General features: G+C 68.2%; 25 protein-coding genes, 1 tRNA gene and 1 pseudogene. 8 read left to right on the top strand and 19 right to left on the bottom strand.

Annotated features, from left to right (window positions below):
* Positions 1-7: 7 nt before the first annotated feature.
* The 5 genes from G6N07_RS17425 to G6N07_RS17405 form a co-directional block, all read right to left on the bottom strand.
* Positions 8-3,280, bottom strand: a complete 3,273-nt coding sequence (locus G6N07_RS17425) for an arabinosyltransferase domain-containing protein (protein ID WP_085192044.1) — start codon at positions 3,278-3,280, stop codon at positions 8-10.
* Positions 3,273-5,150, bottom strand: a complete 1,878-nt coding sequence (locus G6N07_RS17420) for a galactan 5-O-arabinofuranosyltransferase (protein WP_085192105.1) — start codon at positions 5,148-5,150, stop codon at positions 3,273-3,275. Before G6N07_RS17420 ends, G6N07_RS17425 begins: the two co-directional genes overlap by 8 nt.
* Positions 5,151-5,198: 48 nt before the next feature.
* Complete coding sequence (locus tag G6N07_RS17415; RefSeq protein WP_085192045.1) at positions 5,199-5,969, bottom strand: decaprenylphospho-beta-D-erythro-pentofuranosid-2-ulose 2-reductase; 771 nt, start codon at positions 5,967-5,969, stop codon at positions 5,199-5,201.
* A gap of 13 nt (positions 5,970-5,982) precedes the next feature.
* Positions 5,983-7,353 (bottom strand): decaprenylphosphoryl-beta-D-ribose oxidase, encoded by a 1,371-nt coding sequence (locus G6N07_RS17410; RefSeq protein ID WP_085192046.1) that lies wholly within the window; start codon positions 7,351-7,353, stop codon positions 5,983-5,985.
* A gap of 488 nt (positions 7,354-7,841) precedes the next feature.
* Positions 7,842-8,240, bottom strand: a complete 399-nt coding sequence (locus tag G6N07_RS17405) for a GtrA family protein (RefSeq protein ID WP_085192048.1) — start codon at positions 8,238-8,240, stop codon at positions 7,842-7,844.
* A gap of 283 nt (positions 8,241-8,523) precedes the next feature.
* Between G6N07_RS17405 and G6N07_RS17400 the strand changes: the two genes are divergently transcribed.
* The gene (locus G6N07_RS17400) at positions 8,524-9,279 is read left to right on the top strand and encodes a phosphotransferase family protein (RefSeq protein ID WP_085192106.1); all 756 of its coding nucleotides are present in this window, start codon (positions 8,524-8,526) and stop codon (positions 9,277-9,279) included.
* Here the strand turns inward: G6N07_RS17400 and G6N07_RS17395 are convergent.
* From G6N07_RS17395 to G6N07_RS17375, 5 genes are all read right to left on the bottom strand, one after another.
* Positions 9,276-9,614 (bottom strand): TFIIB-type zinc ribbon-containing protein, encoded by a 339-nt coding sequence (locus G6N07_RS17395; protein WP_085192049.1) that lies wholly within the window; start codon positions 9,612-9,614, stop codon positions 9,276-9,278. The genes G6N07_RS17400 and G6N07_RS17395 overlap by 4 nt on opposite strands.
* A gap of 144 nt (positions 9,615-9,758) precedes the next feature.
* Positions 9,759-10,589, bottom strand: coding sequence for a galactan export ABC transporter permease subunit Wzm/RfbD (gene wzm / locus G6N07_RS17390; RefSeq protein ID WP_085192050.1), 831 nt, complete (start codon positions 10,587-10,589; stop codon positions 9,759-9,761).
* Positions 10,586-11,479 (bottom strand): galactofuranosyltransferase GlfT1, encoded by an 894-nt coding sequence (gene glfT1 / locus G6N07_RS17385; protein ID WP_085192051.1) that lies wholly within the window; start codon positions 11,477-11,479, stop codon positions 10,586-10,588. Before glfT1 ends, wzm begins: the two co-directional genes overlap by 4 nt.
* Positions 11,476-12,369, bottom strand: coding sequence for a galactan export ABC transporter ATP-binding subunit Wzt/RfbE (gene wzt, locus G6N07_RS17380; RefSeq protein ID WP_085192052.1), 894 nt, complete (start codon positions 12,367-12,369; stop codon positions 11,476-11,478). The genes glfT1 and wzt overlap by 4 nt, the downstream gene beginning before the upstream one ends.
* Before the next feature lie 7 nt (positions 12,370-12,376).
* Positions 12,377-12,892, bottom strand: coding sequence for a bacterial proteasome activator family protein (locus tag G6N07_RS17375; protein ID WP_085192053.1), 516 nt, complete (start codon positions 12,890-12,892; stop codon positions 12,377-12,379).
* A gap of 471 nt (positions 12,893-13,363) precedes the next feature.
* Between G6N07_RS17375 and G6N07_RS17370 the strand changes: the two genes are divergently transcribed.
* Positions 13,364-14,560, top strand: a complete 1,197-nt coding sequence (locus G6N07_RS17370) for a cysteine desulfurase-like protein (protein WP_085192054.1) — start codon at positions 13,364-13,366, stop codon at positions 14,558-14,560.
* Between the two features lie 20 nt (positions 14,561-14,580).
* Here G6N07_RS17370 and G6N07_RS17365 read toward each other — a convergent pair whose 3' ends face one another.
* A complete protein-coding gene (locus G6N07_RS17365) occupies positions 14,581-15,564 on the bottom strand; it encodes an NAD(P)H-quinone oxidoreductase (RefSeq protein WP_085192055.1) in 984 nt (327 codons plus the stop codon).
* Between the two features lie 66 nt (positions 15,565-15,630).
* Here G6N07_RS17365 and G6N07_RS17360 point away from each other — a divergent pair, with 66 nt between their 5' ends.
* Entirely contained in the window at positions 15,631-16,143 is a 513-nt protein-coding gene (locus G6N07_RS17360; protein WP_085192056.1) for a MarR family winged helix-turn-helix transcriptional regulator, read from the top strand.
* 20 nt (positions 16,144-16,163) lie between these two features.
* Positions 16,164-16,250: transfer RNA gene (locus G6N07_RS17355), tRNA-Ser, on the top strand.
* Positions 16,251-16,446: 196 nt separating this feature from the next.
* Here G6N07_RS17355 and G6N07_RS17350 read toward each other — a convergent pair.
* Positions 16,447-16,701 carry a hypothetical protein gene (locus G6N07_RS17350; protein ID WP_133055557.1) on the bottom strand — a complete coding sequence of 85 codons (255 nt, stop codon included), beginning with the start codon at positions 16,699-16,701 and terminating at the stop codon, positions 16,447-16,449.
* A 186-nt stretch (positions 16,702-16,887) separates the two neighbouring features.
* On the opposite strand from G6N07_RS17350, the gene G6N07_RS20755 reads away from it, so the two are divergent.
* Positions 16,888-17,013 carry a hypothetical protein gene (locus G6N07_RS20755; protein ID WP_263858047.1) on the top strand — a complete coding sequence of 42 codons (126 nt, stop codon included), beginning with the start codon at positions 16,888-16,890 and terminating at the stop codon, positions 17,011-17,013.
* Positions 17,014-17,045: 32 nt separating this feature from the next.
* Positions 17,046-17,225 carry a hypothetical protein gene (locus G6N07_RS17345; protein ID WP_085192058.1) on the top strand — a complete coding sequence of 60 codons (180 nt, stop codon included), beginning with the start codon at positions 17,046-17,048 and terminating at the stop codon, positions 17,223-17,225.
* 38 nt (positions 17,226-17,263) lie between these two features.
* Here the strand turns inward: G6N07_RS17345 and G6N07_RS17340 are convergent, their stop codons facing one another.
* From G6N07_RS17340 to G6N07_RS17325, 4 genes are all read right to left on the bottom strand, one after another.
* Entirely contained in the window at positions 17,264-17,893 is a 630-nt protein-coding gene (locus G6N07_RS17340) for an RES family NAD+ phosphorylase (protein ID WP_235849846.1), read from the bottom strand.
* Positions 17,890-18,414, bottom strand: coding sequence for a hypothetical protein (locus tag G6N07_RS17335; protein ID WP_085192060.1), 525 nt, complete (start codon positions 18,412-18,414; stop codon positions 17,890-17,892). Before G6N07_RS17335 ends, G6N07_RS17340 begins: the two co-directional genes overlap by 4 nt.
* A 156-nt stretch (positions 18,415-18,570) precedes the next feature.
* Complete coding sequence (locus G6N07_RS17330; RefSeq protein ID WP_235849848.1) at positions 18,571-18,951, bottom strand: type II toxin-antitoxin system PemK/MazF family toxin; 381 nt, start codon at positions 18,949-18,951, stop codon at positions 18,571-18,573.
* Positions 18,903-19,136 carry a hypothetical protein gene (locus G6N07_RS17325; protein WP_085192062.1) on the bottom strand — a complete coding sequence of 78 codons (234 nt, stop codon included), beginning with the start codon at positions 19,134-19,136 and terminating at the stop codon, positions 18,903-18,905. The genes G6N07_RS17330 and G6N07_RS17325 overlap by 49 nt, the downstream gene beginning before the upstream one ends.
* A gap of 230 nt (positions 19,137-19,366) precedes the next feature.
* Between G6N07_RS17325 and G6N07_RS17320 the strand changes: the two genes are divergently transcribed.
* Positions 19,367-19,591, top strand: a complete 225-nt coding sequence (locus tag G6N07_RS17320) for a hypothetical protein (RefSeq protein WP_085192063.1) — start codon at positions 19,367-19,369, stop codon at positions 19,589-19,591.
* A 43-nt stretch (positions 19,592-19,634) separates the two neighbouring features.
* Here the strand turns inward: G6N07_RS17320 and G6N07_RS17315 are convergent, their stop codons facing one another.
* Positions 19,635-20,075, bottom strand: coding sequence for a hypothetical protein (locus tag G6N07_RS17315; RefSeq protein ID WP_085192064.1), 441 nt, complete (start codon positions 20,073-20,075; stop codon positions 19,635-19,637).
* Positions 20,076-20,451: 376 nt separating this feature from the next.
* On the opposite strand from G6N07_RS17315, the gene G6N07_RS17310 reads away from it, so the two are divergent.
* Positions 20,452-20,712 (top strand): DUF4926 domain-containing protein, encoded by a 261-nt coding sequence (locus G6N07_RS17310; protein ID WP_235849855.1) that lies wholly within the window; start codon positions 20,452-20,454, stop codon positions 20,710-20,712.
* A gap of 129 nt (positions 20,713-20,841) precedes the next feature.
* Here the strand turns inward: G6N07_RS17310 and G6N07_RS17305 are convergent, their stop codons facing one another.
* Together G6N07_RS17305 and G6N07_RS17300 are read right to left on the bottom strand one after the other, a co-directional pair.
* Positions 20,842-21,342 (bottom strand): GNAT family N-acetyltransferase, encoded by a 501-nt coding sequence (locus G6N07_RS17305; protein ID WP_085192066.1) that lies wholly within the window; start codon positions 21,340-21,342, stop codon positions 20,842-20,844.
* A pseudogene (locus G6N07_RS17300) lies at positions 21,339-21,644 on the bottom strand (type II toxin-antitoxin system TacA family antitoxin); the annotation flags it as partial. The pseudogene G6N07_RS17300 and the gene G6N07_RS17305, both read right to left, overlap by 4 nt.
* Positions 21,645-21,860 lie beyond the last annotated feature (216 nt).

Raw genomic sequence — 21,860 nt, 5'->3', positions numbered from 1 at the left:
GACGAAGCTAGTGGCGCAGTGGCGCCGGGCTCCACAGGCCGCTTCGCGTTGTGGAACCGAGATCCAGCCGGGCCGGTACGGCGTCCCGGTTGTACGGCGTGAGCTGCTGCAGTGCGCCCCAGTCGCGGGACCAGTCGTCCTTCAGGTACGTCGGCAACGTCGTCGGGCGCAGCAACAGTTCGGTGATGCCGAGCGGGCCGCCGCCGAGGTAGTCCATCACCGGCGAGTTGGCCTCGGCGCCGAAGCGGTCCGGCATGATCCGCCACTGCGGCACCTCGATGACGCCATTGCGGTGGTCGAACGGACGCTGACAGGGGAATGCGAGCCCGACCAGCCAATCGAGCAGCACCGGATCCTGCGACCCCACCACCTGCTGCAGGGAACGCAACTCAGGGACGCGGGGCGGGGTCAGCGCAATCCAGTGGTCCGGGCTGAGGTCGTCGTCGGTCGCGACCAGCCGCAGGCGGGTGGCCTCGGCGGGGATCGCCGACAGGGGCACCCGCAGGTTGCGCCACGCCGGCGACGCCCCGACGTCGGCGAATCCGACGCTGCCGCCCGGCTCCGGATCGGCGCCGCCCTCGTCGGTGGACCACTGGACGACCACGTCACCGGGATCGAAGCGGCCCGCCGCCGACACCACGAGCAGCGGCCCACTCGACTCTCGGTCGGGCAGCCGGTACCACGCCGACCGCAGGTCGGCCGGCGCCTGCGTGCCGCTGCGCCAGCTGCCCAGCACGGGGGTGCGGGCCGGGTCGAGGTCGAACGGCAGCCGGGCCCGGGAGCCGTTGATGCCTGCACGCGCGGTGGTACCGCCCTCGGTGCCTGCCTCGCCGCCGGTTTCGGTGTCGCCGTCGGTGTCGGCGAAGTTCGTCGCCCCCGTCTGGTCCATCACCGCGTCGGCGGAGATGTCCGAAGGGATGCCGTTGGGACTGAAACCCTGGGCGGACCCGGCGCCCAACGCAGCGCCGACGGGAACACCGATCGGAGCCAGCAGCCCTTCGTTGGGGTCCTCCTCGACCATCACGTCGTTGGCCAGTCCGCAGGTCTTACCGGTCAATGCCTCGAGGTTGGACCGGCCAACAGTCCACGCCGGATACTGGCCGACCATCGCCAGCGTCAGCGACACCACCTCCAACATCACGACCAGCCATGCGGCGATCGCCAGCGGGGACTGCACGATGCGGCGCCAGCGCCAGCGGCCGTCGTCGTCGGGGGCGGTGTCGCGGCCGGAGAAGTGGAACCATGCGGCCGCGAGCAGTGCGAGCACCGACAGTCCGAGCAGGATCGTGGTGAAGCCCAACTTGAACTCGGGGAACGAGTTCGACCACGGCACCCCGAAGTTCGAGACGTACCACCACCCGTTGACCGTCGCGAACGACAGCGCTGCGACGAACAGCACGGTGGCCGTGAACATGGTCCGGTTGCGCCGTGAGCGCATCGCCGCCGAGCCGACGGCCACGGCGGCCAGGGCACCGAGGGATCCGGCGAGTCCGGCGAACACCCCGAAGTGGTGGGTCCACTTGGTGGGCGTGAACATCATCACCAGGAACGAGATGATCGTGATGCCGATGATCCGGCGGCTGGGACCCGCCGCGGTGCCGGGGATCCGGCCCTTGCGCAGCGTCATAGCCACCGACACGGCCAACGCGAGCAGCAGCGTCAGCACCGCAAACCGGCGTGCCACCGATCCGTCGGGGCTGGTGGTGAACAGCCGTGCATAACGGATGTGCTCGTCGAACCAGCTCAGACTGGGTCCGACGGCGCTCTTGAAGCTGCTGGCCTGCAGTTCGCCGACCAGGGTCTGGTCGCGGAAGATGAGGATCGCGGTGACGGTGCCCGCGGCGAGGATCGGCGCCAGCAGCGCAAGGTAGCCGAAGCGTGCGACATGGCGCGCCACGATCGTCTTCAGCGGTCCGACGGCGACCAGCAGCGCGCCGACGGCGGCGATGCCGGTCGGCCCGGAGAACAGGGTGAGCGCCCCGATGATGACGGCGATCGCGACCGGCAGCAGCCGGCTGGTGGCCACGCCGCGCTCCACCGAGCACCACGTCAGCAGGATGCCGAGCGCGATGATCGGCTCGGGACGCAGACCGTTGTTGAGCGGCAGCCAGAACGCCAGAAACATGCCCGCGGCCGTCCAGGCCGCCGCCCGGTTGGCCTTCACGGCGTGTCCGAGGCGCGGGATGATCTCGCGGCTGATCACCCACCAGCAGGCCACCGCCATCAGCAGCGTCGGCAGCCGCATCCACACGCTGGCCGTGCTGACCTGCGACCACAGCGCGAGCAGGTCGTAGTACCAGCCGAACGGGGCTTCCGGGGTGCCGAACCAGCGGTAGTAGTTCGCCATGTAGCCGGCGTGTTCGGACACCCGGGCCATGGTGAGGATGTAGCCGTCGTCGGCGGTGTTGGCGCCGACGAAGTGCCACCACACCAGCACGGCGGCGACCACCCCGTCGAGCGGCCTCATCGACCACCAGCGCGACGGCAGGAACCGGCGGTGTCGCATCCCGTCGTCGGTGTCGAGGATGTGCAGCGCAGCGAGCGCGATCACGGTCAGCGCGACACCGGCGAACATCACCAGCAGTTTGAGCAGGGTCGGGCTGCTGCTGTAGCGGGAGTCGACGGTGGCCGAGAACGCCAGGCCGGGCGGCGCCGGTCCGGACAGGTCGGTGAAGACGCCCACGATCTGCGGCCGGAAGTCATAGCCGCTGCGTTCACCCCGTAACGGGTCACCGGGAGCTTCACCCGCTTCCACGTCATCCGGGCCCTCGACCAGCCCGACGAATTCACCGGTGACCTTGTCGGCGTGCGCGGTGAACATCAACTGCTTACACTCCGCGCTGAGCACCTGGCTCAGCGGCGCCGAGACGACGGGCGTGTTGCGCACGATGACGAGCAGTTCGTTGTTCACCCGCTCGATCAGCAGGCCGCGGTCGACGGCCTTGGGCGCCTGCTTGGGGACGGTGGACAACAGCACCGTCCGGCCGGTATTGGCCGGACCGGCGAGACCGGCGGCCACCTGACACGGCACCGTGATGGTCAGATCGGTGGGGACGTAGCCGATCAGCGGGGCGTCGACGCTACGCAGTACGCCGTCCTGCGGCCAGTTCAGCTCGGCTGTCGTCTGCTTCACCGGCAGCAGCGGGGTGGCCAGCGCCATCGCCGCGCCGAGCAATCCCGCGACGATGGCGATGAGGCGCGCCGTCCGGTGGTTGCTTCCGACCGCAACCCCAGAGTTCACGGGCGTAGATGTTAACGGCCTGCGCTGGGCGTCAGCCATCGACTCGGATGGCCAGCACGAACGGACCGATGTCGGAGATCTCGAAGCGCGGGTCGTCGAACAGCGCCGCGTCGAGCTTCACCTGGTACCGCCGGACGTTGGGCTGGTTGGGGTAGACGTCGGAGGCCAACCTCAGGGTGTAGGAGTCTTCGGACCCGCGGCGCATCAGGAACACGGTGGGCGGATCCCACGGGAGCTCGTCGAGGGCGGCGACGAACTGGTCGGCGTCCCCGAGGGTCTGCCACCCCTCGATGGCCTCGGCGCGCTGGTCGAACTGGGCCAGCGGGTTGGCGTAGTGCGACGTCAGGCCCTGGAATCCGTAGTAGGGGTAGTACGACAGGAAGCTGTAGTCCGCGGTCAGCACGATTGTCTCGTTGCGGGGCCGGCCGGTGGCCTCCAGGATCGCCGCGTCCACCTCGCGGTAGTACCGTTCGGCGCCCGGCGGTCTGCGGTCGGCGCGCTGTCCGTAACCGTCGGTGTCGGTGTAGGCGACGGCGATGTCGGGCCGCAACACGTCGGGGATGTCCTGGCTGAACGTCAGCGCGCCGATCGCGCCGATCGCGCCGGCGACGGCCAGCAGCCGCCGGCTGGAGAAACTGTCGGCCAGCCCGCGGGCCGCCTCGACGAAGCCGAACACGCCGGCGGCGGACAGCAGGATCACCAGTGTCGGCTGCAGCCGGAACGACAGCAGTGTGGTGCCGACCAGTGTGGTGAGCATCGACAGCAGCGACCAGGCGTAGACCGCAAGCACGGCGATAGCCAGCGCGCCGGCCATCTGCTCTTCGCGCGAGCGCTCATCGCGGGCCATCTGCTCTTCGCGCGAGCGCTCATCGCCGGCGCGGGTGGAGGTGCGGGCCCGCACCACCAGCCAGATGGTGCCGACCAGGCAGAGCGCGCCGAGCAGCGTGAAGCTCAGCATCGGGAAGGACAGTTGCGCACCGTCGGAGGGCAGGTAGTGCTGGGCGGTGCCGGTGTCGGCGGGGGTGCCGCGCAGCGCCGCCAGCAGGTACGGCGCCCACCCGATCAGCGCGATGGCGCCGGAGATCAACGCGATGACGAGCAGGCGCAGCAGCGGTTCGACACGCCTGCGGGCGCCGGCGACGGTGACCGCCATGATCACCAGCGTGAACGCCGCATACGCCAGCAGCAGCGTGTAGAACAGTGCGGCCACGCCGAGAAACAGCCCCACTCCGACGATCGCGGCCCACCCCCGGCCAGTGGCCTGCAGCCCCGACCAGCCCAGCACGAACACCGGCGGCAGCAGCACCGCGATGGTCGCGGCGTACGGTTCGGCCGGTGAGTAGGCCAGCATCACCGCGGTGGTGGCGGTGGTGACGATCAGCGCGTACCGGAACCGGATCATCGCCGCCCACAACACGAATGCGAGGACGACTGCGACGGCGATCGAGATGATCGCCCAGGGTTTGAACATCTCCCAGGCCGGGGTGCCGGTCAGCGCGGCGAGCCGGCCGCCGAGCCAGAACCAACCAGGCGGGTAGAACGGCGGCAGCCCGTAGTAGGTCATGTCGTGCAGCGCCGCGGTGTCGGCGAAGCGGGTCAGGTACTCGGTGCGGAACTGCTGGTCCACCGAGATGCCGAACAGGTAGAGCTTGGTGGCGCCCAGCGGCATCGCCAGCGTGACGACGGCGAACGCGGACAGGAACACCGTCGACGCCGCATGCGCCACCAGCCGCCTGCCGCGCCGGTGGAGCCAGCCCGCCGCGAACAGGCCTGCCAGACAGCCGAACTGACCGACAGTGGTCAGCGCGTGCAGTTGATTCGACGAGTTGTACGCCGGCCACTCGACCCGCGCAATCGCCGCGATCGAGACGACCGCGACGGCGGCGGCGATCAGCGCCGCCACCACCATCCGGCCCGCGATCCTGATCGGGCCGGCCAGCGCGTTGGTGCCCACCGGTTAGATGGGCAGCTTGCGGAAGATGGGCCGCGGGATGTGGCGCAGCACCATCATCACGTAGCGGAAGGCGCCGGGCGCCCAGACCAGGTCCTTGCCCTTCGCCGACGCGGTGACCGCCAGTTCGGCGACGTACTCCTTGTCGACGGTCAGCGGCGCTTCCTTGACGTGGGCGCTCATCCGGGTGCGCACCTGGCCGGGGCGGATGACGAGGACGCGAACACCATACTCCCGCAGCGCTTCTCCGAGGCCGAGGTAGAACCCGTCGAGTCCGGCCTTGGTGGAGCCGTAGACGAAGTTCGACCGCCGTACACGTTCACCGGCCGCCGAACTCATCGCGATGATCTGGCCGAACCCCTGGTTGCGCATCTGCTCGCCGAGCAGCACTCCCACCGAAACCGCTGCGGTGTAGTTGACCTCGGCGATCTGCACGGCCTTGCGCTGGTCCTGCCACAGCTCCTCGGCGTCGCCGAGCAGACCGAACGCGACGATGGCCACGTCGATGTCGCGGGACCCGCCGGCCGACGCCTTGTCTATCACGTCGGGGTGGCTGGCGGTGTCCACCGCGTCGAAGTTGATCACCTCGACAGACTTCGCGCCGGCACTGCGCATTTGGGCGACGGCAGCGTCGCGGCCGGGGTCGTCGGGCAGCGCGGCGAGGACGATGCGGGCGGGTGCGTTGCGCAGGTAGCGCTCGCAGATCGCCAATCCGATCTCGGAGGTCCCGCCGAGCAGCAGGATGGTCTGGGGGTTACCCACGGCGTCAAGAACCATGTGTGCGCACCATCTAGAGCAGCTCCAAACGTCGAGCCATGTCCGAGGCGAATACCCCGTCGGGGTCGACGCGGCGGCGCACGGCGATCCACTCGTCGATGCGCGGGTACATGGCGTGGAAGGTTTCGGCGGTGGTGCGCGAATCCTTGGCGGTGTAGAGGCGGCCGCCGAACTGCAGCACCCGGTGGTCGAGTCCGCTGACGAACTCACCCAACCCGGGTTTGATCGGGAAGTCGACGCACACGTTCCAGCCGCGGATCGGAAAGCTCAGCGGCGCTTTGTTTCCCGGGCCGAACAGCTTGAACACGTTGAGGAACGAGTAGTGTCCCGAGCGTTGGATGTCGACGAGGATGGCTTTGAACTCGTCGACCGCCTCGGTCGGGACCACGAACTGGTACTGGAGGAATCCGTTGCTGCCGTAGGCGCGGTTCCACTCCCCGAACATGTCGAGCGGGTGGTAGAACTGCGTCAGGTTCTGGATCTTGCCGCGGTAGGTGCCCGACTTGCGGTACCACAGTTCGCCGATCGGCCCGAACGTCCATTTGTTGGCCAGCCCGTTGGGGAACACGTCGGGGAACGTGAGCAGTTGCGGGGCATCGAATTTCAGCGGATTGCGGCGCAACTTCTTGGGCAGCTGGTCCAAGGTGGCCAGCGATCCGCGGGAGATGGCGGCGCGGCCCAGCTTCGGCGGCGGACTGATCGCGTCGAACCACGCGCTGGAGTAGGTGTAGTGCGCCTCGCTGCCGTCGCTGTGGATCGCGATGGTCTCGTCGAGGTCGGCGGTGACGTCGCCGTCGGCGATGAAGTACGCGGTTTCCGTCGGTGTCATCGCGATCGTCGCGCGCAGGATGATCCCGGTCAGCCCGTTGCCGCCGATGGTCGCCCAGAACAGGTCGGCTTCCTTACCGCGCGGTTTGAGCGTGCGCACGGTGCCGTCGGCGGTGAGCAGGTCCATCGAGCGGACGTGGTTGCCGAAGCTGCCCGCGCTGTGATGGTTCTTGCCGTGGATGTCGCAGGCGATCGCGCCGCCGACGGTGACCTGCCGGGTGCCCGGCAGCACCGGGACCCACAGCCCGACCGGCAGCGCTGCCTTCATCAGCTGGTCGAGGCTCACGCCGGCGTCGACGTCGACGAGCGCGCCGTCCACGTCGATGCTGTGGATGCGGTTGAGCGCGGTCATGTCGATGACCAGGCCGCCGCCGTTCTGTGCGTTGTCGCCGTAGGAGCGGCCCAGCCCGCGGGCGATGACGCCGCGCTGGGGGTCGTCGGCGACGTGGGCGACCGCCTTGGCGATCGCCTCGGGGTCGGGTGTCGACAGCACCTCGGCAACGGTGGGCGCGGTGCGGGCCCAACCGGTGAGCCGCCGGGTCGTGGTCTCGGACATCGTGACGAGGGTACCGCCTCGTCCGCGGCGTCCCGTGGCGCTGCGAAACTCGTGCGCCGTGCCCTCCCGGGGCCGCGGTAGTGTTGACGATCAATGCCAGGCGGGGCGGGAATGCTGCTCAGTGACATCGATTCGTGGAATGTGGGCGCACTGCAATCCTGCACCTCGCCGACAACGGTGACGTCACGATCAGCGGACCCCCGGATGTGCGGCAGGAGCTCAAGTCGGTCGCCGCCGATCTCGAGGCACGGGCCCAGCCCCTGATCCACCACGCCGAGGACGTCGACGCCGACTGCGCCGAGGTGTTGGGCCACATCGACAACGGCGACGTCACCGCCCGCGGTGCGACCGAGGTCCCGTCGGCTCAGGAGGTCGCCGGCCAAGGGCTACGACCCGAACAGGTACCTGATGCTGCTGGAGTTCCCCGACGGGCGCGAACCCCGGGCCGCGGTCGCGGTCGGCAATCCGGACACCGCCGAGCACGTCAGTCAAGCCAGCTTGAAAATCACCGCCCGCTGGATGGTGAAGTTGATGACGGTCGCGGTGCCCTGCGCGATGACGAATGCGATGACCACACCGATCGCCGAGTAGTCGAACACCCGTAGGAACAAGTGGTTGAGGCCGACCTGGATCACGAACGTGGTGATGTACAACGCCCACACGGCGATCAGGCGGGCCTGGCTGGGCGGCGCTTGGAATGTCCAGCGCCGGTTGAGCAGGTACGCCGTCGTCGTGCCTGTGATCCAGCCGAGGGTCTTGGCGAGGTCGGGCTGCATCCCCAGCACGCGGTAGAGCAGCACGTAGAGGCCGAAGTCGACGATCGCGGACAGACCGCCGGTGACGAGGAACCGCCACACCTGCGTGGTAAGCGGCAGCTGGGGTGACATGGGGGGCTCGGTCACCCGGGCAGCTTATGCGGTGTCGTCGTCAGCGCAGCGTCGCGTCCAGTACGCCGCAAGCGCGTCGAGGGCCCTGAGTGCGGCGATGAGCCGATCCCCCCTGCGCCGGTACCGCATGCGCATGCAGCGCGTTGCGCGCGACGCCGAGGTCGCGGCCAGGGTGTGCGACGGCGTAAGCATGGTGCCCGCGGTGAGCCGTCCTGGACGCACCGCGTTGACCGGCAACTCGCGGAGTCCGCGGGCGCCGGGAGGCGGCGATACGGTCACAGGTGTGCAGACCCCGTCCGGTGCGGAGATCACCTTCGACGGTGACGTCGTCGTCAAACTGCACCGGGCGGGGACCGATCCGCGGGCTCTGCGCACGCGGCTGAGGGTGGCCGACGCGTTGCCCGACATCCTGCTGGCGCCGTCGACGGTGGCGCCCGAGCGGGTCGGCGAGCGCTGGCGGAGTCGGTGGCCATGTGTGCAAACCATTGCGCCACAACCGGCTCAACTGCCGTGGGCGGATGCCGGGGGGGTGTTGGCGCGGCTGCACGCCCAGCCGGTCACGGCGCGGCTTTTGCACGGGTGGCCGGCCCGGTTGCGGCGCGTCGTCGAACATGCGCGGCGCACCGAGGTGACCCAATCGGTGCGCCGGGCACTCACGGAACTCCCGCCGGCGGTGTGGCGGGCGGGATCGCCGGACCGTCCGCGCACCTTTGTCCACGGCGACTTCCACCTGGGCCAACTCGGCCGGCGCGGGCCCGGCCGGCCGTGGCTGCTCATCGACGTCGACGATCTCGGGGTGGGCGACCCAGCCTGGGATCTGGCGCGGCCGGCGGGGTTCTGGGCGGCCGGACACCTCCCCGACGAGGACTGGAGCACGTTCCTGGAGGCGTACCGCCAGGGTGGGGGAGCCGCGCTGGCCGATGCACCGGCCGATCCGTGGCCGGTGCTCGACCCGTTCGCGAGGGCAGCGGTGGTCGCGGCGGCAGTTCACCACCCGGAGGATGAACTGCTGGCCGCGGCGTGCGCCCGGATGGTCTAGCTGGAGAAGAACAGCCGCCCGAATCCCTGTTTGCGGTAGTGCTTGCTGCCGCGGCTGCCCCAACCCGGGCCGTAGTTATACCCCGATCGGTAACCGGCGCCGTAGCTCGCCGGCGGAGGTGGCGGGGCTGCCTGCATGAACCGGTTCTCCATCTCGGTGAGCGCTTCGAGTTCTCCCAGATCGAGGAAGATGCCGCGGCAGGTGTCGCACTGCTCGAGGTGGATTCCGTTGCGCTCGTAGGTGCGCATGACGCCCTTGCACTTCGGGCAGACCAGAGTGTTGCCCGGTTCGGGTGAGGAAGAGGAGGTCGGCGGCTGGTATGGCGGAATGCTCATATCCGCATAACGCTGGAAACCCGCCGGAAGTGCCGCAGCAGGCTATTCGCCTCGTAGCCGAACGGCGCCGTGCCGCGGTCCGGAAGTTGTCGACGATCTGTCCGCACTTTGACGGCACTATGTGCTCCCGGCTGAGGAAGGGACTCACACCCAGTACGGCACCCGGGCCCGGTACTGCTTCATCGCGAACGCCGCCATCGTCCACCCGATGACGGTCAGCACGAGCACCACCACCCAGTGCCGCAACTCCTGGTCCGCGCCGAGCAGGGGCGCGCGAACGATGTCGAGGTAGTGCAGCAGCGGGTTGAGTTCGACGATCTTGGCCCACTGCCCGGCGCCCTGCGCCTGCAGCGTGGCCTCGTTCCAGATGATCGGCGTCATGAAGAACAACAGCTGCACAATGCTGTTGAGCAGCGGGCCGATATCCCGATAGCGAGTCGCCAGGATGCCGAAACACAGCGACACCCAGACGCAGTTGAGCATGATCAGCCCCAGCGCCGGAATTACCGCCAGATCCGCCCAATTCCACGGTTTCGGATAGATGATCGCGATGACCACGAAGATGATGATGTTGTGCGCGAACAGGATCATCTGCCGCCACACCAACCGGTACACGTGCACCGACAGCGGCGTCGGCAGCTGTTTGATCAGTCCCTCGTTCGCGATGAACACCTCGGCGCCTTCGAGGATCGACGCGTTGATCAGGTTCCAGACGATCAGGCCCATCGTCACGTACGGAAGGTGTTCGGACAGCTCGAGTTTGAAAAGCTTCGAATACAACAGTCCCATTGCGACAGCCGTCGCACCGGTGGCGATGGTGATCCAGAAGGGCCCGAGTACCGAACGGCGGTAACGCTGTTTGATGTCCTGCCATCCGAGGTGCAGCCAGAGCTCACGCTTGCCGAACCCCTCGCGGAGATCGCGCCACGCCCGCGCAAACGTCTTCGACTGCGCTGACGCCTCATCGAAACTCATGTGCCCGGCCTCCCGAACCTCTCCTCGCGACCAAGACGGCGCAACCGGATCCACTCCCGCAGCCCGGCGGGATCCCGCCGCGACACCAGGAAGTACCAGCCGAACCGCACCCACTCCTGTGGCAGCAGCTTGCGAAGTCCCGGCTGAGACAACAGGTATCCGCGGTTGCGGTAGGTGAAGAAACGTTTGGTCGCATCGTCGGGATACTGCGTGTGCATGCGTCCGCCCAGGATCGGCTTGAATTCGTCAGTGCCGCAAGGATGGACGTAGGTGGCGTCGAGGCAGGTGCCGAACGGCAGGCCCGAGCGCACCAATCGTCGGTGCAGCTCCACCTCGTCGCCGCGCACGAACAGCCGCAGGTCGGGCACGCCGACCGCCTCGATCGTCGAGGCGCGGAACAGTGCACCGTTGAACAGCGAGGCGATCCCCGGTAGCAGGTCCCCGTCGCCGAGTTCGGAGACGCGTCGCCGCCACACCAGCCCCCGGCGCAGCGGGAATGCCAGTCGGGTGGGGTCGGCGATGTCGCAGACCATCGGCGACACCTCAGCCAGACCGTGGCGCTCAGCACAGTTCAGCAGCGTGCCGAGCACCGAGTGGCCCAGCGGCTGTCCGTCGTCGTCAGCCAGCCACAGCCAGTCCGCGCCCTCCGCCAGGGCATGCAGCATGCCGAGCGCGAATCCTCCTGCGCCGCCGAGGTTCCTGCGCGATCCCAGATACGTCGACGGGATCGGCTGTGCCGCCACGAGGTGGCGGACGCGCGAGTCGTCGTCGTTGTCCACCACGATCAATCCGTCGGGCCGTCGCGACTGCGCGCACAGCGCGTCGAGTGATTGCGCCAGCGACTCCGGACGCCGGTGGGTCACGACGACGGCGTAGATCCTCGACGTCATCGCGAAAGCTGATCCGACCCGTCGGGCGCTGGATTCTCCTCGCGCGAGCGCTCGTCGGTGGCTGGATTCTCCTCGCGCGAGCGCTCGTCGGGCGACCAGTCGCCGCGGTGTTCGTCGAGCACTTCGCGCACGTGCCGCGCGGCGTCCTCACCCTCGTACGCCCGCACGACGTCCTCGATGCCGCCGGTCATCTTCACGGTGCCGTGGTCGATCCACATCGCGGTCTTGCACAGCCGTGCGAGGAACTCGTTGGAGTGGCTGGCGAACACCAGGATCCCGGAGCGCTCGACCAGGCTCTGCAGTCGGGACTGGGCCTTCTTCAGGAAGTCGGCGTCCACCGCGCCGATGCCCTCGTCGAGCAGCAGGATCTCCGGATCGATACTGGTGACCACGCCCATCGCCAACCGCACCCGCATACCGGTGGAATACGTGCGCAGCGGCATCGACAGGTAGTCACCGAGCTCGGTGAACTCGGCGATCTCGTCGATCTTGGCCAGCATCTGTTTGCGACTCTGCCCGAGGAACAGACCGCGGATGACGATGTTCTCGTAGCCCGAGATCTCCGGGTCCATCCCGACGCCGAGGTCGAACACCGGCGCCACCCGTCCGGTCACGGTGGCCGAACCCCGCGTCGGCTCGTAGATTCCGGACAGCAACCGCAGCAGCGTCGACTTGCCCGCGCCGTTGTGGCCTACCAGGCCGACCCGGTCGCCGAGTTCCAGCGACATGGTGATCTCGCGCAGGGCCTCGATGACCACGACGTTCGACGCGTTGCGGCCGATGGCGCCGCCGGCCTTGCCGAGGAAAGCCTTCTTCAGGGACCGGGTCTTGGCATCGAAGATCGGGAACTCGACCCACGCGTCACGGGTCTCGATACGGGGAGCCGCCACCGCGGCCCTACAGGTACTGCCCGGTGCCGGGATGCGCGGGACCGCCGCGCTGGCCCTGCACCCCGATGCCGGGTGGTAACGCACCCTGTCGCATCTGTTCGAGCTGGGCCCTGGCAGCCATCTGCTGGGCGAACAGCGCGGTCTGGATTCCGTGGAACAGCCCCTCGAGCCACCCGACCAGCTGTGCCTGCGCGATGCGCAGCTCGGCGTCCGACGGGACGCTGTCCTCGGTGAAGGGCAGCGTCAGCCGTTCGAGTTCCTCCCGCAACTCCGGCGCCAGCCCCTCTTCGAGTTCGTGGATGCTCGTGTGGTGGATCTCGCGCAGCCGGGTGCGGCTGGCGTCGTCGAGAGGAGCGGCCCGCACCTCCTCGAGGAGTTGCTTGATCATGGTGCCGATCCGCATCACCTTCGCCGGTTGTTCGACCAGGTCGGTCAGCGACTTCCCGTCGCCGTCTGCAGTGCCGCCGTTGCCGGAGTCACCGCCGATGATCTCGATGTTGTCGTCGTCGTTGTTCAGCGTCATCTGAGTCGCATTCCCTCTTGAGGCCGTTCTATCGCTGTGACACTAGTCCGTCACGGGGGCGACTCTTGCACGCGACCGCCCGCGGACGTTGCCGGCGGCGCAGCAGGCGAACGGTAAGCGTGTCCGACAGCCAGTCGATTCTGCACGTAACCGCCTCGGGAACGGGTTCGCACACCCGGCACGGCGGTCGGTGCTGCCGTGGGCAAACACCGCGCAGACCCTGCGAAATGCCGGTCAGTGACACGATCCTCGCCGCGATGTCGGTCGATGTGACGGCACGACGGCCAAGCCGCCCGATGCGGCAGTCGTCGCAGCAACCTCAAGGGGATTCGCAGTCAACTCCGAAAGGTCCTGGACTAGTATGGCTCGGCAGGTGTTCCGATCTGGTGCGGCGACGGGCATGCGCACGATCGGGTCCTGATGGACATCGTGTCGGTTTGTGGGATTCACGAACGCTCTAAGGTGGCTGGAATGGCATACGACGTCGCCCGGGTGCGTGGATTGCACCCCTCTCTGGGCGATGGATGGGTGCACTTCGACGCGCAGCACGGGATGCTGCTGCCCGACGCGGTGGCCACGACGGTCTCCACCGCGTTCCGGGGTTCCATGTCGACCACCGAGGGCCCGCATCCGTCGGCGCGACGTAGCACCGCGGTGCTGCATGCGGCCCGCCAGGCGGTCGCCGACCTGGTGAACGGTGATCCGCGCGGTGTGGTCCTCGGCGCCGACCGCGCGCTGCTACTGGCATCGCTGGCCGATGCCGCGTCGTCCCGGGTGGGGCTGGGTTACGAGGTTGTGGTGACCCGACTCGACGACGAGGCCAACATCGCGCCGTGGCTGCGCTCGGCCAATCGGTACGGCGCCAAGATCAAGTGGGCCGAGGTCGACATCGAGACCGGCGAACTACCCGCCTGGCAGTGGGAAGGGCTGATCACCGGGCCGACGCGGCTGGTGGCGATCGCCTCGGCGTCTTCGACGATCGGCACGGTGACCGACCTGCGGGCGGTGACCAAGCTGGTGCACGAGGTCGGCGGTCTGGTGGTCGTCGACCACTCCGCGGCGGCCCCCTACCGGTTGATCGACCTGGAGGAGATCGCCGCCGACGTCGTCGCGCTCAACGCGGTGGCGTGGGGCGGCCCGCCGATCGGCGCGCTGATCTTCCGTGATCCGTCGACCATCGAACAGTTCGGATCGGTGTCGCTGGACCCGTACGCGACCGGACCGGCGCGTCTGGAGGTCGGCGTGCATCAGTTCGGCATGCTCGCCGGGGTGGTGGCCAGCATCGAGTACCTGGCCGGCCTCGACGAGAACGCCACCGGCACTCGGCGCGAGCGTCTGTCGCTGTCCATGCAGTCGGCGACCTCGTACATGAGCAGGTTGTTCGACTACCTGCTGATGTCGCTGCGCTCGTTGCCGCTGGTGATGGTGATCGGTCAGCCAGAGGTCCGCATACCGACGTTGAGTTTCGCGGTCCGCGACGTGCCGGCCGAGAAAGTGGTGCAGCGCCTCGCCGACAACGGTGTGCTGGCCATCGCCAACGCGAACTCCCGGGTGCTCGACGTCATCGGCGTCGAGGACATCGGCGGCGCCGTGACCATCGGGCTGGCGCACTACACGACCGCCGCCGAGGTGGATCAGCTGGTCCGCGCACTGGCGTCGCTGGGCTGAAAGCCGGGCTGAGCGTCGTGTCAGTCCTGCACGCGCAACAGGACTTTGCCCGACACCTCACCCGAGTCGAGCATCTCCTGTGCGGCCTTGGCCTCCTGCACCGGGAACTCCGCACCGATGATCGGGCGCACCCGGCCGTCGGCGACCATCGGCCACACGTTGGCGACCACCTCGGCGACGATGTCGGTCTTACTACCAGGTCCGGCGACCGGACGCGAGCGCAACGCCGTCGCGGTCACGCTGGCGCGTTTGGCGAGCAGCTTGCCGATGTCGAGTTCGGCCTTGGCGCCGCCCTGCATGCCGATGATCACCAGCCGGCCGCCGGTGGCCAGGGCGTCGATGTTCCGGTCGAGGTACGCCGCGCCCATGATGTCGAGGATCACGTCGGCGCCCGTCTCGTCGGTCTCGGCGCGAAGCCGGTCGACGAAGTCCTCTTCGCGGTAGTTGATGGCCACCTCGGCACCCAGTTCCGTGCAGAGTTCGAGCTTGTTGGCCGAACCAGCGGTGACGGCGACCCGGCACCCGAGCGCGTTGGCCACCTGGATGGCGTGGGTGCCGATCCCACTTGCGCCGCCGTGAACCAGCAGCAGTTCACCGGCGGACAGTCCGGCGGTCATCACCACGTTGGACCACACCGTGCACGCCACCTCCGGCAGTGCGGCCGCCTGGGCCAGTTCGACGGATTCGGGAACCGGCATCACCTGGCCCGCCGGAACCGTGACGTTCTCGGCGTATCCGCCGCCTGCCAGCAAAGCGCATACCGGCTGCCCGACAGACCAGCCGGACACCCGGTCGGCGATTTCGGTGATGACGCCGGACACCTCCAGGCCCATGACCTCGCTGGCGCCCTTCGGGGGCGGATACTTACCCGCGGCCTGCAACAGATCGGCGCGGTTGATTCCTGCGGCAACCACATCGATTCGTACCTCACCCGGCTGAAGTGCGCGTTCAGGTACCTCTGTCCAGATCAGCTTTCCTGGGGACTCCGCCACGATCGCGTGCATCACCCAAACCCTACCCGGGGTTACCGTTCGCTTCCCGGGCGCCGCGTGGTGCTTTACCATGAGCGAATGGAGGGGATGATAGGGAGGCGTACGGCGAGTGACATGCCGGGCCTAGACATCGCAGAACAGCGTTCATGGCAAAATTTCTTGGACTCCGCGCTGAGGGTTTACGCCACCTTGAACAAGTCGTTGGTCGAACAGCACCACCTGACGCTCAACGACGTCCGGTTGCTTGACATGCTGGACAAGTCCCCAACGGGGTCGGCTCGCATGGGCGATCTCGCGGAGAAGTTGATGTCGCTGCCCAGTCGGGTGACCCGGCAGATCCGCCGGCTGGAGCTGCAGGGCCTGGTGCGGCGGGGCGCCAGCCCGGACGACGGTCGCGGGGTGCTGGCGTCGATCACCGACGACGGCCGCACCCAGGTCCGTGAGGCGATGGTCACCTACTCGGCGGGTGTGCGGACACTTTTCCTCGGCAGGCTGTCGAGGCCGCAGATCGCGGCGATGGGCGAGAACACCCGTCGGGTGAGTGCGGCCATGCGCGCGAACTCTGCGCCTGCCAGGCTCCGCGGCGTCTAGCACCCACTACGCTGTTCGGCGGTGGCGTGGCAGAGCGGCCTAATGCACTCGCCTTGAAAGCGAGAGTCGGCTAACACCGACCGGGGGTTCAAATCCCTCCGCCACCGCTCTTGACCAGCGATTATGCAGAATCGGTCGCCTCGCCGACGCTGCAGGTGGTGGGAAACCTGCCACATGTTGCCACATGAGTCGGCGGAATTTTCCGGCGTGTCGAGCATCGCGGACAGGTGGAACTGTTCACCTGCGATGGGATCGACACATGGCGAGACTGCCGAACTTCATAACGCGCATCGACGCACAGCCTCAGCCCCAGGCCCCAGCTATGGCGGCTCCGCTCAGCTCCGCGCCCGTCTCCCAGGCTCGTCGGGATGGCGTGATCGGCTCCCGTGACGTCGACAGGCTCGTCGACGACAAGGCGGGCGACGCACCCACGGTCGGCTTCGGATTGGCGTCGACGACACCGACCACCACCTCGTCGCCGGCACCGACGACTCCGCAGAGCTCGCCGCCGCCGGCGACGAATCCGGGCATGAGCGCTACCGGCCTGAACACGAACACGCCTACCAACGGTCGCGCTGGAGTTGAACCGACCGCGTTCGATTCGCCGCAGACCAGGACGTCCTCAGCCGGGCCCACCGCGACGGCTGCGGATACCGGCACCGGCACCCGGCCCGGCACCGGTGTCGGGCACGGTGCGCCGATCGTTCCGCCTATGGGCGGGATCGGCGGCGGGGGCGGCGCGGCATGTCGCCGCGGGCTGACCGTGACGCACCGCGCACCTACAACCCCGAGGAACAGCAGGACGGGTCGGGGCCGGACATCGTGCGGGGTGGGACGATCGCCCAGAAGCGGCCGGAGAGTGCGGCGTAGCAGAATGTTTCGTGACCACGAGAGGGTCACTCATGCCTGCCGACGACGACGTTGCCGACGACGACGACGTTGCCGACGACGACGATGACGTTGCCGACGACGACGCCGTCTCTACCCCGCAGAAGCGGCGCAACGGCGAGCCGGGGTCAGGTGCAGGTGAACGCCCCCGTGCGGAGTCCGCGCAGAGCGTGACGACGGCTCCGAGCGCGTAACGCGGTCCGGTGCCGGTTCCGGGTCGGCGGCCGGACCCTTATCGGGGCGGGTCGACGATGGTGACGTGTCGGCGGGAGGGGTTCTGGGCGACGTTGAGGCCGGCTTGTCGGCATGCCGCGACGCCGGGGGTGGGCTGTTGATCGAGGGGCCAGTCGTGCACACCGGCCTGATCGAAGAGCGCGACGGCGTTGGGTCGAGGTCCGGTGGTGAACCGGGTTTGGTAGCGCAGGCCGCGGAAGCGGTGGTCGTGCAGGGCCGCAGCCCAGGACTGAGGGATGTCGTAGTCGGCGCAGGTGCCGAGCTCACGCGTCGCGCCGTAGGCGGCGGCGTCGTCGTGGCAGCTGTTGGCCAGCCATCGGCCGGCTGGAACCTGCAGCCGTGAGACCTGGGTGTTGTGGGCTGCTTTCCAGGTGACCACACCTTGTTCGACGAGGTCGTGACCGAACCGTTCGCGCAGGGCGGTCTTGGCGTCGTTGGCCAGATAGCAGGTCCCCAGTGGGGCGGCCAGATCGAATCGGCCGGACAGGTCGCAGGAGAACCACCAGGGAGACTTTCCGGCGCCGTGTGCGCGAGTGAAGATGAAGCTGGGTCGCAGTCGCCACTTCGGGAAGCCCGACAGGTCCGGCGGAGGCATCCCGATCGCGGGCTTCTGCCGTGATCGGCTCACCGCCTCCAGCCTTCGGCCGTGTCGCGGGCCATGGCCAGGACCGGTTGCGGATCGCCGCCGTCTCGGAGCCAGTCGCTCGGGCGCTCACCGTCGAGCAGGGCCGAGGGTGCCCGCAGCCACAGCGCCACCATCCACGGGTCGTCGCCGTCGCCGAGGATCCCGAGAACCTCTGCGAGCGACGGCAGGGTGGCGCCGTCGGGCAGGAACTGCCACGCCGGGTACACGGTTGATCCGTCGGCGAGCGGGCAGGCCAGGATGGCGTTCTTGGCGGCCCTCTGGTGGAGGGCTTGACGGGTGATGCCGAGCCAGCGGGTCAGGCCGGCGGTGTCGTAGAACGGACCGGCGATCTCATCGAAGACGTGACTGTGCGGCAGCGCGGCCACCATGGCTTCGGCCAGATCGTCCGGGTCGCCGAAGACCTCCGGATCGATGTTGGCCTCACCGGCCCTGGCCAGGTGCGCGTGCAGACGGGTGTTGACCGCACGCATCACCTGGCGCTCATAGGCCGCGATGTCGGTCATATCCGGATTCTACAAACGTCGCGTCAAGCACGTCAACCAGTGTCCGTCAAGGTCGTCAAGCATTCCCGGTGCCGGTTCCGGGTCGGCGGACAGCTCGGGTGCAGCCTCGCGCAGCGACGAGTAGCGCATCTCAGGACGCCGTCGCGCCGCCGGGCACTACAGGTCGAGGACGAAGCGCAGCGCTTGGTCGATGGCTTGCATCTGTTCTGGGCCGATCAGTCCCCGGCGAGACGACAGTCGTTCGGTGGAGACCGCTCGCAGTTGGTCGCAGCGTGCGTAGGAGGTGTGGTCCAGCCCGCTGTTCGCCGGCTCGAGTTCGACGTGGCTTCGCAGGCCGTAACCAGCGGTCGTGACCGGCACGACGACGACCAGGCCGCCTGGTCCGTTGTTGAGAATGTCGACTGACACCACCACCGCTGGGCGGTCAAAGGCCTGCTCGTGTCCGACTGGCTGGCCGAGGTCGACGTCAAAGACCTCCCCTCGCCAGATCAAGCCAGTGCATCCCAGTCGCGACGCTCGGCCAGGTACTGCTCCCACAGCTCGGGGTCGCTGCGCAGGCGCTGGTAATCCCCGTTGAGCCCCCGCAGGAATTCCTGCCTCTCCAAGGCGTCGATGGCCGCGTGCACGACGTCGACGACGGCGGTTTGACGGGCCTTCGCCAGGGACTGCAGCCGTTCAGAATCGGGGCGGCGAACCCGGACAGTTGTGGTCTCTGCGGCCATGCAACAAGTGTAGACGAATTGTAGACACCCGCCACGGCCGAGTTGTCGCCGGTGCCGGCAGTTCGGCGTCACCGGTTTCCCGCCGGGCACCTCGGCGGGCGCACCTCCTAGAATCGCACCGGATTGGGAGCCGACGGAGGTGCGATGAGAACGCTGGGTGTGGCCGCTGGCGGCGGTCCGGTCGCAGCTACGACACTCCCGTCGGCGTCATACCCACAGAGACCGGGTTTTTGATCGCGTTGCCCTACGGACCCCGTGCCGACTGGGTTCGCAACATTCTGGCGTCCGGTTCGGCGACCGTGTTGACCCAGGGCGTATCGGTTGACGTCGACCGTCCGGCCCTGGTCGCCACCACCGACGTCGCCGAGCTGCTGCCGCCCGGCCAGCTGCGAACGCTTCGCCTCTTCGGGGTCACGAACTGCCTGCAGCTGCGGCGGGCCGGCCAGCACGTGTGAGCGGCAGTCTTCGGCGGTGTGGCGGAGCCGTGTTGGCGCTCGACTAGCTTCCCGGTCCCTGCATGTCGGTCTGGCCGGGTTCCGGTGGGCCGTCGTCGGCCGGTCCCTGCATGTCGGTCTGCCCCGGTTCCGGTGGTGCGTCGCCCGGGCCCTGCATCTCGGTCTGTCCGGGCTCGATCGGAGCGTCCCCGTAGGGGTCGTCGCCGGCGCCGTGGTTCGGGTTGGTGCAGATCGTGCCTTCGCACGGCACCATCGAGCCGTCGCCGTTGGGGTTGGGCATCATCGACACGCTGGTCGTCGGCGTGGTGTCCGGCGCCGGGATGCCCGGGGTGGACTGCGGGGTCGAACCGCTCGGGTTGGCGGTGGTCGCGCCGGCCGGCGGAGTCGTGGCCGGCTCCTCCGACGATCCCGAGCTGCACCCCACCACCACCACAGTCGCGGTGATCGCGGCGAATCCGGCGGTCAACAGTCTGGTGGTCTGCATGGGTCGCCACGCTAACAAAAGGCGGTCGGTCAGCGCCGCACGGTCTCGTAGCTCAGCGGTGCAGCACAGCCGAGAGCTGCGCCCGTGTTTGAGTCGAGAGCTGGTAGCGCGCGGCGATTCCCTCAACGTCGACATGGGCGGTGAGAGTGAGGATTTCGATTCCGACGGGTGACCACGGCTGCGTCATGTAGCCGGTTGCGGAGGTGGTGTCGATGTCGAGAACGGACCTCCCCGGTGCGAGTGCAGGGCCGGCCTCCGTTGGGCAATCCCGGCGCGCCGTAGCCTTCAGCTGGGGTCGGACAGATCGTGGGGCCGAAGCCGCAGAATCCGCACCTTGCTCGGCGGTCGAGTACCCCACTCAGCGCCGACCGCGCCGTTGGCCGGCGTATCTGAACTGACGAGAGACCAGAAGATGGCATATCGCGAACATGAACTCGTCGTCCTGACCCGGCACCTGCCTGCACACGGGCTGATCGCGGGCGATGCAGGGACCGTCGTCGGTGTGTACGGCAACGGCGGCTACGAAGTTGAGTTCACGACCGGGGATGGTCATACTCTCGCCGTGGCGACACTGGCCGAAGCCGATCTTCGCCGCTGCGCCGACCGCGAGATTCTTCACGTCCGCCGCGTGACATAGCAGTTGTTCAACGCAGGGCTTCCGACTCAGAAAACGCGCTCACCAGGGCGTTTTCTGGACTTGATGCAGCGCCGACCGCCGGCGCGCGGACCGCCGGGTCAGCTGTCGGCGAGCGCCTGGATCCGTGGATCAATCGGACGGTGGATCGAGTAGAGCGCGGGCGTCTTTGATCAGCAGCAGCAGGTGCAGCGGGTCGGTCGGTGATGGCTCGAAGTCGAAGTGGGCGTAGAACGCCCGTGCCTGCTCGTGCACCAGCAGTGCCCGCACACCGATGATCTCCGCGGCGGCCACCGCGCGGGTGATCGCATCGCGTAGCAGCGCAGCTCCGAGGCCCTGGCCCTGTTCCTTGCGGTCGATCGCCAGCCGCGACAACAGGATCACCGGCACTGGATTGGGCATGTTGCGCCGCACCCGTCCTGACGTGCCGGCGCGCTCCACAGCAGCCGAGGCCAGCGCGTAGAACCCGACGACGCGGCCGTCGCGGCACGTCACGAAGCACCGGGAGGCACCTTCGACGTGGTTGGCCAGGGCTCGTCCCCGCAGGTAGTCGTCCAGGCTGGGCTCGCCGCTGTCGAACTCGGCGACCAGATCGTGCTCGCTGATCGGCCTGGGCGCGCTGTAGCCGCTCACTCGTCGAAGATCGAGGGCTCCGCGAACAGCGTCCCCAGCCGCGGTTTGTGCGACACCGGCCGGTCCAGCACCGACACGAACTCCGACCAGGCCGGCGCGTCGAGCATGAACAGCCGGCGATCGGCAAGTACGTCGCGGGCATGAGCCAGCGTCGCGGTCACCGTGAAGTTGGTGAGGTCGGTCCCCTCCACTTCGGCGGCACGACGAATCAGCGCGTCTTGCTCAGCCGTCAGGCGCACAGCGAACCGCTCCGTCTTCGTAGCCATGCCATCCATTGTGTGCCTATGAGGCACACAATGCAACGGGTCAGGGCGCAGGTTTACGGCCCCTGCGTCTCCACCCCAGCTCCAGATCCGTTTCCGGCTCAGAAAACGCGCTCACCAGGGCGTTTTCCGGACCTGTTGCGGGAATAGAAATTCTCGTCGGTCATCGCCGAAAAATCGGGGGTGACTGGGCTCTGCCCGGGGAGGGCCCCGAAAATCGGCCTCCGGAGCGACCTCCCCGCAGCGGTGCGGGTG

Origin of the sequence: Mycolicibacterium doricum (assembly GCF_010728155.1) — a bacterium.
In the GTDB taxonomy this organism is placed as follows: domain Bacteria; phylum Actinomycetota; class Actinomycetes; order Mycobacteriales; family Mycobacteriaceae; genus Mycobacterium; species Mycobacterium doricum.
This window is presented reverse-complemented; position numbering and strand designations above follow the sequence as displayed.

Bases quoted from the DNA above. Each gene is read 5' to 3' on its own strand.
- G6N07_RS17425 (WP_085192044.1), bottom strand. From the start codon at position 3,280: ATGGCTGACGCCCAGCGCAGGCCGTTAACATCTACGCCCGTGAACTCT.
- G6N07_RS17420 (WP_085192105.1), bottom strand. From the start codon at position 5,150: ATGGTGGTGGCGGCGCTGATCGCCGCCGCCGTCGCGGTCGTCTCGATC.
- G6N07_RS17415 (WP_085192045.1), bottom strand. From the start codon at position 5,969: ATGGTTCTTGACGCCGTGGGTAACCCCCAGACCATCCTGCTGCTCGGC.
- G6N07_RS17410 (WP_085192046.1), bottom strand. From the start codon at position 7,353: ATGTCCGAGACCACGACCCGGCGGCTCACCGGTTGGGCCCGCACCGCG.
- G6N07_RS17405 (WP_085192048.1), bottom strand. From the start codon at position 8,240: ATGTCACCCCAGCTGCCGCTTACCACGCAGGTGTGGCGGTTCCTCGTC.
- G6N07_RS17395 (WP_085192049.1), bottom strand. From the start codon at position 9,614: ATGAGCATTCCGCCATACCAGCCGCCGACCTCCTCTTCCTCACCCGAA.
- wzm (WP_085192050.1), bottom strand. From the start codon at position 10,589: ATGAGTTTCGATGAGGCGTCAGCGCAGTCGAAGACGTTTGCGCGGGCG.
- glfT1 (WP_085192051.1), bottom strand. From the start codon at position 11,479: ATGACGTCGAGGATCTACGCCGTCGTCGTGACCCACCGGCGTCCGGAG.
- G6N07_RS17375 (WP_085192053.1), bottom strand. From the start codon at position 12,892: ATGACGCTGAACAACGACGACGACAACATCGAGATCATCGGCGGTGAC.
- G6N07_RS17370 (WP_085192054.1), top strand. From the start codon at position 13,364: ATGGCATACGACGTCGCCCGGGTGCGTGGATTGCACCCCTCTCTGGGC.
- G6N07_RS17365 (WP_085192055.1), bottom strand. From the start codon at position 15,564: ATGCACGCGATCGTGGCGGAGTCCCCAGGAAAGCTGATCTGGACAGAG.
- G6N07_RS17360 (WP_085192056.1), top strand. From the start codon at position 15,631: ATGGAGGGGATGATAGGGAGGCGTACGGCGAGTGACATGCCGGGCCTA.
- G6N07_RS20755 (WP_263858047.1), top strand. From the start codon at position 16,888: ATGTCGCCGCGGGCTGACCGTGACGCACCGCGCACCTACAACCCCGAG.
- G6N07_RS17345 (WP_085192058.1), top strand. From the start codon at position 17,046: ATGCCTGCCGACGACGACGTTGCCGACGACGACGACGTTGCCGACGAC.
- G6N07_RS17335 (WP_085192060.1), bottom strand. From the start codon at position 18,414: ATGACCGACATCGCGGCCTATGAGCGCCAGGTGATGCGTGCGGTCAAC.
- G6N07_RS17325 (WP_085192062.1), bottom strand. From the start codon at position 19,136: ATGGCCGCAGAGACCACAACTGTCCGGGTTCGCCGCCCCGATTCTGAA.
- G6N07_RS17315 (WP_085192064.1), bottom strand. From the start codon at position 20,075: ATGCAGACCACCAGACTGTTGACCGCCGGATTCGCCGCGATCACCGCG.